The sequence below is a fragment of the Streptomyces sp. NPDC004752 genome (assembly GCF_053601275.1).
Genome location: NZ_JBSGBN010000017.1, coordinates 95,776 through 105,146, shown reverse-complemented (window position 1 = coordinate 105,146; position 9,371 = coordinate 95,776). Strand labels below are relative to the sequence as shown.

General features: G+C 70.5%; 11 protein-coding genes. 5 read left to right on the top strand and 6 right to left on the bottom strand.

Translation table 11 applies throughout. From position 1 onward, the window contains the following. Positions 1-73: 73 nt before the first annotated feature. Entirely contained in the window at positions 74-1,111 is a 1,038-nt protein-coding gene (locus ACWEKM_RS10230) for a 4Fe-4S dicluster domain-containing protein (RefSeq protein WP_451620709.1), read from the bottom strand. A gap of 270 nt (positions 1,112-1,381) precedes the next feature. Between ACWEKM_RS10230 and ACWEKM_RS10225 the strand changes: the two genes are divergently transcribed. Next, on the top strand, positions 1,382-1,708 hold the full coding sequence (locus ACWEKM_RS10225) for a plasmid stabilization protein (protein WP_451620708.1): 327 nt from the start codon (positions 1,382-1,384) through the stop codon (positions 1,706-1,708). A 248-nt stretch (positions 1,709-1,956) separates the two neighbouring features. On the opposite strand, the gene ACWEKM_RS10220 is transcribed toward ACWEKM_RS10225, so the two are convergent. Next, positions 1,957-2,691 carry an ANTAR domain-containing protein gene (locus ACWEKM_RS10220; RefSeq protein ID WP_451620707.1) on the bottom strand — a complete coding sequence of 245 codons (735 nt, stop codon included), beginning with the start codon at positions 2,689-2,691 and terminating at the stop codon, positions 1,957-1,959. A gap of 130 nt (positions 2,692-2,821) precedes the next feature. On the opposite strand from ACWEKM_RS10220, the gene ACWEKM_RS10215 reads away from it, so the two are divergent. After that, positions 2,822-3,172, top strand: a complete 351-nt coding sequence (locus ACWEKM_RS10215) for a helix-turn-helix transcriptional regulator (RefSeq protein ID WP_451620706.1) — start codon at positions 2,822-2,824, stop codon at positions 3,170-3,172. 95 nt (positions 3,173-3,267) lie between these two features. Here ACWEKM_RS10215 and ACWEKM_RS10210 read toward each other — a convergent pair whose 3' ends face one another. Together ACWEKM_RS10210 and ACWEKM_RS10205 are read right to left on the bottom strand one after the other, a co-directional pair. After that, positions 3,268-3,678 carry a VOC family protein gene (locus tag ACWEKM_RS10210; protein ID WP_451620705.1) on the bottom strand — a complete coding sequence of 137 codons (411 nt, stop codon included), beginning with the start codon at positions 3,676-3,678 and terminating at the stop codon, positions 3,268-3,270. A 68-nt stretch (positions 3,679-3,746) separates the two neighbouring features. Continuing rightward, positions 3,747-4,139, bottom strand: a complete 393-nt coding sequence (locus ACWEKM_RS10205; RefSeq protein ID WP_451620704.1) for a helix-turn-helix domain-containing protein — start codon at positions 4,137-4,139, stop codon at positions 3,747-3,749. 61 nt (positions 4,140-4,200) lie between these two features. Between ACWEKM_RS10205 and ACWEKM_RS10200 the strand changes: the two genes are divergently transcribed. Together ACWEKM_RS10200 and ACWEKM_RS10195 are read left to right on the top strand one after the other, a co-directional pair. Continuing rightward, positions 4,201-4,863 carry a TetR/AcrR family transcriptional regulator gene (locus ACWEKM_RS10200; protein ID WP_451620703.1) on the top strand — a complete coding sequence of 221 codons (663 nt, stop codon included), beginning with the start codon at positions 4,201-4,203 and terminating at the stop codon, positions 4,861-4,863. Between the two features lie 69 nt (positions 4,864-4,932). Continuing rightward, positions 4,933-6,507 (top strand): MDR family MFS transporter, encoded by a 1,575-nt coding sequence (locus tag ACWEKM_RS10195; protein ID WP_451620717.1) that lies wholly within the window; start codon positions 4,933-4,935, stop codon positions 6,505-6,507. 128 nt (positions 6,508-6,635) lie between these two features. Here ACWEKM_RS10195 and ACWEKM_RS10190 read toward each other — a convergent pair whose 3' ends face one another. After that, positions 6,636-7,337, bottom strand: a complete 702-nt coding sequence (locus ACWEKM_RS10190) for a CBS domain-containing protein (RefSeq protein WP_451620702.1) — start codon at positions 7,335-7,337, stop codon at positions 6,636-6,638. Positions 7,338-7,617: 280 nt separating this feature from the next. On the opposite strand from ACWEKM_RS10190, the gene ACWEKM_RS10185 reads away from it, so the two are divergent. Next, a complete protein-coding gene (locus ACWEKM_RS10185) occupies positions 7,618-8,529 on the top strand; it encodes a CBS domain-containing protein (protein WP_451620701.1) in 912 nt (303 codons plus the stop codon). A 74-nt stretch (positions 8,530-8,603) separates the two neighbouring features. On the opposite strand, the gene ACWEKM_RS10180 is transcribed toward ACWEKM_RS10185, so the two are convergent. Continuing rightward, the gene (locus ACWEKM_RS10180; RefSeq protein ID WP_451620700.1) at positions 8,604-9,263 is read right to left on the bottom strand and encodes a CBS domain-containing protein; all 660 of its coding nucleotides are present in this window, start codon (positions 9,261-9,263) and stop codon (positions 8,604-8,606) included. Between the last annotated feature and the right edge of the window lie 108 nt (positions 9,264-9,371).

Genomic DNA, 9,371 nt, shown 5'->3' with positions numbered 1-9,371 from the left:
GCACGCGCCGGGCCGGCGGCGTTCCGGCCGAACGCGGCGCCCCGCACACCATCGCGCGGCACATCGGATCCGGTCATCGTGGCCTCCTGACGAAACTGGCGACGGCCAGCGCGGCGAGCGAGACGGCGGCGACGGCCGCGTGCCGCCACATGTCCGGGAGATCCCGGGTGGTGACGACCGGGTCGGGCGGCAGGCCGTAGACCTCCGGCTCGTCCAGCAGCAGGAAGAACGCGCCGTCCCCGCCGACCCCGTCGTCCGGGCTCTCCCCGTACAGACGGGCCCCGGTGACCGTGGCCGCATGCAGCTGCGCCACCCGGTTCGCCGCCCGTTCCCGCAGCTCGTCCAGAGGGCCGAACTGGATCGAGTCGGTCGGGCATGCCTTGGCGCAGGCCGGTTCCAGGCCGGACCCCAGCCGGTCGTAACACAGGGTGCACTTCCAGGCGCGGCCGTCGCCCCGGCGCTGGTCGATGACGCCATAGGGGCACGCGGGCACGCAGTAGCCGCAGCCGTTGCAGATGTCCTGCTGGACGACGACCGTACCGAACTCGGTGCGGAACAGCGATCCGGTGGGGCACACGTCCAGGCAGGCGGCGTGGGTGCAGTGCTTGCACACGTCCGAGGACATCAGCCAGCGCAGTTCGGTGCGGCCGTCGGGGGACACGGGCGAGATCCGCCCGGCCGGGGCGCCTTCGGCGGCGGCGTCCGCGGTCGGTGCCGTCGCATCGGGGAAGGCGCCGAGGTCGCGTGCGGCGTCGAAGGCGTCGAAGGCGTCGACGTCCAAAGGCCCGGCCCCGCCGTCGCCGCCCACCGGTATCCGCTGCTCGATGAAGGCCACATGGCGCCAGGTGTCGGCGCCGAGAGCCTGGGTGTTGTCGTAGGACATACCCGTCAGCTCCAGGCCGTTCTCCGGGACGGCGTTCCACTCCTTGCAGGCCACCTCGCACGCCTTGCAGCCGATGCACACGGAGGTGTCCGTGAAGAAGCCCATGCGGGGCGGGGCGTCGGGGTATCCGGCGGCGCCCGCCACGTTCGGCTGGGGACCGAACAGCTGGTTGCCGCGCAACTGGTCATGGTCCGGCCGACGCGTCTCACCGGCGTCGCTGTGGGTCATGGCGCTCGCCCTCCTCGACCCTGGGGCACGCGCTGTCCGGCCCCGTCCCGCCTGACGGCGGCCCTGCTTCGAGCGTGGCACGGCCGCCCGCGATGCGCGCGCTCGAAGCATGCCCCGGTGTGCCATGGCGGCACGCTGCGCCGACGGCCCGCTGCACGCCCCGCGGGTCGTGCCGCTCCTTCGGGGAACTCGTCATGCCGAACGAACGCGTGAGCGGGCAGAACGCCCCTGTAGGCCGAAGACCCCTGTATGCCGAAGAGGAGAGGCACCATGCCGGCCGGATCCAGTGCCAAACGCGAACGGCAGTATGAGCACATCAAGAAGAGCGCGGAGGACCGCGGCGAGTCGTCGAGGCGCGCCAAGGAGATCGCCGCGCGGACCGTCAACAAGGAGCGGGCCAGGTCGGGCGAGTCGAAGACCGCGGGCCAGGCATCGACCCGTGATCCCAAGTCGTCGTACCAGCGCGGCGGACAGCGCTCGCACCGCGGCGCGCAGGGGCCCACCAGGGACCAGTTGTACGACGAGGCCAGGAAGCGGAACATCCACGGGCGCTCCTCGATGACCAAGAAGGAGTTGGAGAACGCGCTCGGCCGCTGACGGGCTGAGGGGCTGACGAAGAGGGGACTGCCCGCCGCTGTCCGACCATCGGTGGTGCTCCGCCGCTGTCCGGCCACCGGCGGCGCCGCGGGCATGAACCTCCCTGACGCCGCCGACAAGGAACCGGCCACGTTCCGCGCCGCGGCGGAAGAAGGAGCCGAGCCACCCATGTCAGTGCCTGGGCGCGGTCCGGTGTCCTTGCGGTGCTTGTCCGGTCACCCGCCGCCGTATGCCGATGGCGGTTGCCGTCAGGCCCATGGACCCGCCGGGCGGGAGTCATGACGCGGCGCCGACGCGTGGGCGTTTCGTACGGCCCCGTCCCGCCGCCGGGCGACCGCCGCCGTGAGCTGCCGTCGCATCGGCTCCGGCAGGGCGGTCCCGGTCACCGTGGTGACCACGTCCGAGGCAAGACGGTGCACCTTGGTGTTGGTGCACTGGGAGGCCATGACCAGCACGTCCCACGCTTCGTCGGGGTCCAGTCCGAAGGAGGCCATCAGGATGCCGCGGGCCATGTCGATCTCCGGGCGGGTCTGCAACGCGCGCCGAAGCTGGATCACCTCGCACCGCAGACCGTCGCCGGCGTCCTCGTCCCTGCCCTGGTCGTTGCTCTCGTGCGCCGGTGTGAAGAGGCTGCGGGTGTCCGTGAGGGACAGCAGCCGTTCCGCCACGGGACTGGCCGCCGTCACCGCGATCGCCTTGCCCGCGGCGATCGCCTGCCGGCGAAGGTTCAGCAGCACATTGAGCGCCGAGCCGTCCCAGAACGTCAGGTCGCCGAGATCCAGGTTCAGGCGCGAGACCGGTTTGCCGAGGGCGGCGCGCAGGGTGTGCTCCAGCAACTCGGCGTCGTCGAAGCAGAGTTCTCCATCGATGCGGACGACGATGTGGTCGCCGTCATGCCGCGTGACGATCGATGAGGAGATTGTTCTCGTGCAGACGGCGTCGTCCCCGCTGATCGACCCTGCTCCATGGGGCGGCTCCGGCATGACTGCCTCTCCCTGGGTACTTACGTAGCCCTGCCCACCAGCGTCGCCCTCGCCGGGCAACCCGTCAAGATATGCACGAAATTTGTTTCGTTCTTTTGAGTGCGTGTGTGCTCGGCCGTACCCTTTCCCCATGGTCGGAGTGGATGGGGTGCCCGAGCCGCACACCGGATGGACGTTCCTCACCAGCCACGCCCGTGTGCTGGCCACCATCGCCGACAATCGCAACGCGCGCATCCGCGACATCGCGGCGCGTTGCCGGCTCACCGAGCGCGCCGTTCAGAAGATCATCTCGGATCTGGAGCAGGACGGCTATCTCTCCCACACCCGCCAGGGGCGCGGCAACACCTACCGGATCGACTCCGACAAGATCCTGCGCCACCCGGCCGAATCCGACTTGACCGTGGCCTCGCTGCTGTCGCTGCTGATCCGGGACGAGGCCGAGCGCCACGGCGCGGTGCGGCAGGTCCGGTCCGATCGCTGAGCGGCGCGCGTCGGCCGTCGGATCTGACCGGCCCTGACCCCGGGCGGGAGCCGGCGCTCCCGCCCGGGTCACGGTCCGCTCCCGTGGAAACGGTCTCAGGTCCTGGGCTGGGCGAAGCGGATGCTGTTGCCGAAGGGGTCACGCAGCCCGCAGTCGATTCCGTACGGGCGCTCGGTGGGTTCCTCGGTGAATTCCACTCCCCGGCCCAGCAGCGTCTCGTACGTCTTGCGGCAGTCCTCCGTGCTGAAGATGAGATGGCCACCCGTCGCACCCTTGGTCAGCAGTTCTCGGACCTGCTGAGCCGTCTCCTCGGACATGGCCGGCGGGCCCGGCTTCTCCAGCAGGATCTGGCGTTCGGGGTGACCGGGGACATTGACGGTCAGCCAGCGCATGAAGCCCAGCTCGACGTCTGTGTTGACCTCAAGCCCGAGCGTGCCGACATAGAAGTCGAGGGCCGCGTCCTGATCGAGGACATAGATCTGCGAGTGCGTGATGGCAGTGAACATGTGCCTCACGCTACTTGGGACAGTGGACGGAAACTTATCCGAAACTGCTCAGTCGACGAACGGCGTGGTCAGCCCACCGGCCGAGTCCACGCCATCGTGAAGCACGTCGGTACGTCCGCGGCCGCCGTCTCCTTGCGGTACGCCCTCGGTGAGCGGCCGACGATGTCGTGGAACGTGCGGCTGAAGGTGCCCGGGCTGCCGAAGCCGACCGCGAAGCAGATGTCGGTCACACTGCGGTCGGTCTCCCGCAACAGGAACATCGCGCGCTCGACGCGGCGGCGCTGAAGGTAGCGATGCGGGGTCTCGCCGAACGTCGCCCGGAAGGTACGGGTGAAGTGTGCCGGGGACACATGGGCGATCCGCGCCAGCGCGGCGACGTCCAGCGGCTGCGCGTAGGCGCGGTCCATGGCGTCCCGGGCCCGAAGCATGCGGCGGTTGGTCTCCTCGGCGGCGCGGCTCACGACGCCATCACATCATGGCTTCCCGCCCACCCGGCCGTCGGCACCGCGCCATCAATTTTGCATGACTCTGCATTTTTTCAGTAGTGTGCAAGGTGTGGAACATCGGGAACGCCCGGTCGGGCTGCGTGAGCAGAAGAAGAGAGCGACCAGACACGCCCTGTTCGAGGCGGCGATACGGCTGGCGGCGGAGAACGGCGTGCAGCAGGTGACGGTCGAGGCGATCAGCGAGCGAGCCGGGGTCTCGCCACGGACGTTCTTCAACTACTTCAAGAGCCGTGACGACGCGTTCGTCATGTCCGATCCGGAGGTGGGGGAGCGGATCCGGCAGGCGGTGCGCGAAGCTCCGGCCGAGCGCTCCTCGTTGGATGTGCTCCGGGAGGTCATGGCCGAGCAGATCGCCGGGCTGGAGCTGGACCGCGAACTGTGGTCGCTGGTCGCCCTGGTGCTCTCCCGCTCCCCGGAACTCACCTCCCGGCTGCTGTCCCTGCAGGCGGAGGAGGAGCGGGCGCTCGCCGAGGCGTTCACGGTACGGCTCCGTGCGCAGGGCGATACCGGCCCCCGGGCCGAGCTGTACGCCGGCCTGCTCGCCTCGCTCAGTGCCGCGGCGATCCGCGTCGCGATGACGCACTGGTACGAACACCACGGCGGCGCGTTCCTCGACGTCTTCCACCAGGTTTTCGATCAGCTCGCCGCAGGATTCGTCCGCCCGGTCGACGAGTCCTGAACCGATGTCTTCCAGTCCTTCGAAGGATCCCCAGTGAGTGCTGCGAGCGCCGAGGCGCCCCCTGTTCAGATGCAGTCCCGTCAGATACTTCAGGCGATGTCCGGGCTGATGGCCGGCATGTTCGTGGCCATTCTGGCCGGAACCGTCGTCTCCAACGCGCTGCCCCGGATCATCGCCGACCTCGGAGCCAGCCAGTCCTCCTACACCTGGGTGGTCACCGCCGAACTGCTCGCGATGACGGCCACCGTGCCGCTGTGGGGCAAACTCTCCGACCTGTTCAACCAGAAGCTGCTGCTGCAGCTCTCGCTCGGCCTCTTCGTCGTCGGCTCCCTGGTGGCCGGCTTCTCGCAGGGCGTCGGCATGCTGATCGTGAGCCGCGTCATCCAGGGCATCGGCGCGGGCGGTCTCACCGCTCTCGCCCAGGTGGTCATGGCCGCGATCATCCCGCCGCGTGACCTCGGCCGCTACGGCGGTATCTTCGGCGCGGTGTTCGCCGTCGGGACCGTCGCCGGTCCGCTGGTCGGCGGCGTGCTGGTGGACACCGACTGGCTGGGCTGGCGCTGGTGCTTCTTCGTCGGCGTCCCCTTCGCCCTGGCCGCCATCGCCATCCTGCAGCGGACGCTGCGGCTGCCGACCGTGCGTCGTGAGGTGCGGATCGACTGGCTGGGCGCCTTCCTCATCGTGGCCGGCGTCTGCGCCCTGCTGATCTGGACCTCGCTCGCCGGCAACGAGTTCGCCTGGGCGTCCTGGCAGACCGCCGCGCTGACCGTCACCGGTGCGGTGCTGCTGGTGGGGGCCGTCTTCGTGGAGTCCCGGGCGGCCGAGCCGATCATTCCGCTCACCGTCTTCCGCAACCGCACCGTCACACTCACCACGGTGGCCAGCTTCTTCGTCGGTCTGGCGATGTTCGCCGGCTCGGTCTTCCTCGCCCAGTACTTCCAGGTCGCGCTCGGCAAGTCCCCCACCGTCGCGGGCCTGATGAGCCTGCCGATGATCGGCGGTCTGCTGGTCTCCTCCACCGTGGCCGGGCAGATCATCAGCCGTACCGGGCGCTGGAAGGCATTCCTGATCGCCGGCGGTGTCGTGATGACCGCGGGCCTCGCCCTGCTGTCCCTGCTGGACTCCGGCACCGGGTTCGGGGTCCTCAGCCTCTACATGGCCGTCCTGGGCCTCGGGGTCGGCATGCTGATGCAGAACCTCGTGCTTGCGGCGCAGAACGATGTCCCCGCGCACGAGTTGGGCGCCGCGACCTCCACACTCTCCTTCTTCCGCAGCCTCGGCGGCACCGTCGGCACCAGCGTCCTCGGGGCCCTGCTGGCCAACCGGGTCGCCGACGAGATCGCCAAGGGGCTGAAGGGCCTGCCCGCCGAAGCCACCGCGGGCGCCGGACAAGGCGGTCACGGGGCGGTCCCGGACATGACCACCCTGCCCGAGCCGATCAAGGGCGTGATCGAGCACGCATACGGTGTGGCCACGGGCGAGCTGTTCCTGATGGCACTCCCCTCCGCGGTGGTCGCGTTGATCGCCGTGCTGTTCGTCAAGGAGACGCCGCTCAAGACCACGACGGCGTTGCAGCGCAGGGCCGAAGAAGAGGCCGAAGAAGGCAAAGAGGACACGAAGAGGTCGTCCGGGCTCGCGCACTGACCCTGCGCGCCCATGACGGACCGCCCTGCCCGCCCCTCGCCCGGCGGGGCGGCGGCCTCCGGGCCCCGCCCCGCTCGGCCGAGCGGCCGCTCAGACGGTCGGCCGGGCAGTCCGTCGGCGCATGCGCATCAGGTCGGCGGGAATCCGGCGATGTCCGGCAGATCCCGATCGAGATCCGGGCGGCGCAGCGGTCCGATGACCGCGCAGTCGACGTCCACCACTCCCTCGACGCCCCGCACCAGCCGTGCCACGACGGGTACGAGCGTGGTGTCCCGGACGCGGCCGGTGAGCGTCACGACACCGTCGTGCACCTCGACCCGCAGCGGTTCGGCCGGGGCGACGAACAGCCGCGCAATGACATCCCGGCGTACCTCCTCGGCGATCTCCTCGTCGTCCCGCAGGAACACCTTGAGCAGGTCGGACCGGCTGACGATGCCCGTGAGCACGCCGGTGGCGTCGACGACGGGCAGCCGCTTGATCCGGTTGCGGGCCATGATCCGGGCGGCCAGCGCCAGCGTCGCGTTCCCGGCCACGGTGACGGCGGGCGCGGTCATCAGCCGGTCGGCGGTGACCGCGGTCGCCTTGGCGGTGTCCGCACCGTCCGCCCCAGGTGTGACGGGGGCCGGATCGCCGCCCCTGGCCTCTTCCTTCGGCAGCAGATCGGCCTCGGAGACGACGCCGACGACCCGGTGGTCGTCGTCCAGCACCGGCAGCGCCGTCACCTGCCACCGGCGCAGGGTCCGCACGATGTCCTTGAAGGATGCCTTGGCCGCCACGGCAACGACCTTGCGGGTCATCACATCACTGACGGCATAGCGACGGCCGGTCATCTCGACCTCCCAGGCTGCTCGGATGTCGTCGTTCCATACAGTCCAGGCTCGGCCAGAACACCCTGGACGGTATGGGCCGGGTGGTCCACACCCGGGGGACTGCGCGGCTCCCGGACGTTCTCGCGGGCAAGGACCGGACAGCGCCGTTCGGCGATCGTCTCGGGCCGAAGGCCCTCGGAAAGGGGCCGACCCCGTTCCACCAGGGCCGTTCGGCTCTTGGCAAGGGCTCTGGGAGCGGAAGACTGGGATTTAGGCGACCCGACGGCGTCCGGAGGCTGCCGTGAACGAGCACGAGAACATCCCCGCGGAGACCGAGGCCCGGCGTACCCTGCCCTCCCGCCCCTGGGGGTCCGGCGAGGCCGGACGGCAGGACATGCTGATCCGCTACCTGGGCGCCGTGGCCACGGCCGCGGCCAGACACGCGCGCCTCGAAGAACAGACTGAAGAACAGACGCAGTCGCCTCCGCCCGGCGGCGCCGCCTCCCCGACACCGTCGGCCGCCTCGCGCTCGCCCCGGCAGGCGCCACCGCCCGGCGCCCCGGCCCCGCCGACGCGGGACGTGCTGGTGCGGGACGTGATGGACGTGCCCGCGGTGTCGCTCCGTGACGACCTGCCGTTCCGTGAGATCGCTCGGCTGCTGGCACGCGAGCAGGTCGGCGCCGCCCCGGTCGTGGACGCCCAGGACCATGTGGTCGGCGTCGTCTCGGAGTCCGATCTGCTGGCGAAGGTGGCCTTCGAGGCGTCCGGGCACCGGCCCGGACCCATCGGCCGACTGCGCGAGCGACGGCTGCACGGCAAGGCCCGCGGCGAGACGGCGGCCGACCTGATGACCAGCCCCGCGATCACGGTGCTCCCGGGCGCGAGCGTCGCCGAGGCGGCCTGGCTGGCAGCCCTGTCCCGGCTCAAGCGGCTTCCGGTCACGGACCACGACGGCCGACTGGTCGGCGTCGTACGCCGCAACGCGCTGCTCCAGGCCCTCATCAGGGACGACGCGGCGATACGGGAGGAGGTCGAGGCCAGGGTCGAAGCCTGTTGTCCGCCGGCCGACCGTAAAGCGGTGGAGGTGGCCGTGCACGACGGCATCGTGGAGCTGACCGGGCGGATGCCCTCGGCCACCACGGCGCGCCTCGTGGCCGAGGTCGAGAACATCGCCGATGTCATCGAGGTGAAGAACCTGCTCGCTGCCGTCTGACCCCTGGCGGTCTGACCCCGGGCGTCCTCGACTCCCGGTTTCCTCGATGGGCGGGCGCCGGTGACCGGTCGCCGCTACGGTTCCCGCGCACCGCCATCCGCCGCGCGACCGAACTCCACATCCACCACGCCCTCGACGGCCCGCACCAGACGGGCGGCCACGGGGAGCAGGGAGGAGTCGCGGACCGTGCCGCTCAGCGTGACGACTCCGTCGCGCACCTCGACCTCGACGGTGGACGGCGGAGGAAAGAGATACGACACGATCTCCCGGCGGACCTCCTCGGCGATGTCCGCGTCCTCGCGGAGGAAGACCTTGAGCAGGTCGGCCCGGCTGACGACGCCCTGCAACAACTGAAGGTCGTCCACCACGGGCAGCCGCTTGACCCGGGCCCGCGCCATGACGCGCGCGGCCTCGGCCAGGGTCGCGTCGGCCCGGACGGTGATCGCGGGCGAGGACATCAGATCGGCCGCGGTCACCGCCTCGGCCTTGACCAGGTCGGCGGGGCGGCGCAGCCGGAGGTAGCCCACGTCCGGGTCGTCGCGGAGTTCCTCCGTCGGGAGCAGATCGGCCTCCGAGACCACACCGACCACCCGGCCCTCGCCCTCGATCACGGGCAGTGCGCTGACCTGCCAGTCCTGCATCAGCTGCACCATCTCCTTGAACGAGGCCCGAGGGCCGACGGCGGCGACCGTGTGGGTCATGACGTCACTGACGAGGTGAGGAGAGCCGTACATGATGACTCCGTCGGGTCACTCGCGGGCGGGTTTGCCACTTCCAGCGTGGGCCACTTCCAACGTGGTCATTTTCAGCGTGGGCCGCTGCCGGCCGTCGGGCCAGGGGCC

Coding starts and splice junctions, on each gene's coding strand:
- ACWEKM_RS10230 (WP_451620709.1), bottom strand. CDS start 1,111: ATGACCCACAGCGACGCCGGTGAGACGCGTCGGCCGGACCATGACCAG.
- ACWEKM_RS10225 (WP_451620708.1), top strand. CDS start 1,382: ATGCCGGCCGGATCCAGTGCCAAACGCGAACGGCAGTATGAGCACATC.
- ACWEKM_RS10220 (WP_451620707.1), bottom strand. CDS start 2,691: ATGCCGGAGCCGCCCCATGGAGCAGGGTCGATCAGCGGGGACGACGCC.
- ACWEKM_RS10215 (WP_451620706.1), top strand. CDS start 2,822: ATGGTCGGAGTGGATGGGGTGCCCGAGCCGCACACCGGATGGACGTTC.
- ACWEKM_RS10210 (WP_451620705.1), bottom strand. CDS start 3,678: ATGTTCACTGCCATCACGCACTCGCAGATCTATGTCCTCGATCAGGAC.
- ACWEKM_RS10200 (WP_451620703.1), top strand. CDS start 4,201: ATGACTCTGCATTTTTTCAGTAGTGTGCAAGGTGTGGAACATCGGGAA.
- ACWEKM_RS10195 (WP_451620717.1), top strand. CDS start 4,933: ATGCAGTCCCGTCAGATACTTCAGGCGATGTCCGGGCTGATGGCCGGC.
- ACWEKM_RS10190 (WP_451620702.1), bottom strand. CDS start 7,337: ATGACCGGCCGTCGCTATGCCGTCAGTGATGTGATGACCCGCAAGGTC.
- ACWEKM_RS10180 (WP_451620700.1), bottom strand. CDS start 9,263: ATGTACGGCTCTCCTCACCTCGTCAGTGACGTCATGACCCACACGGTC.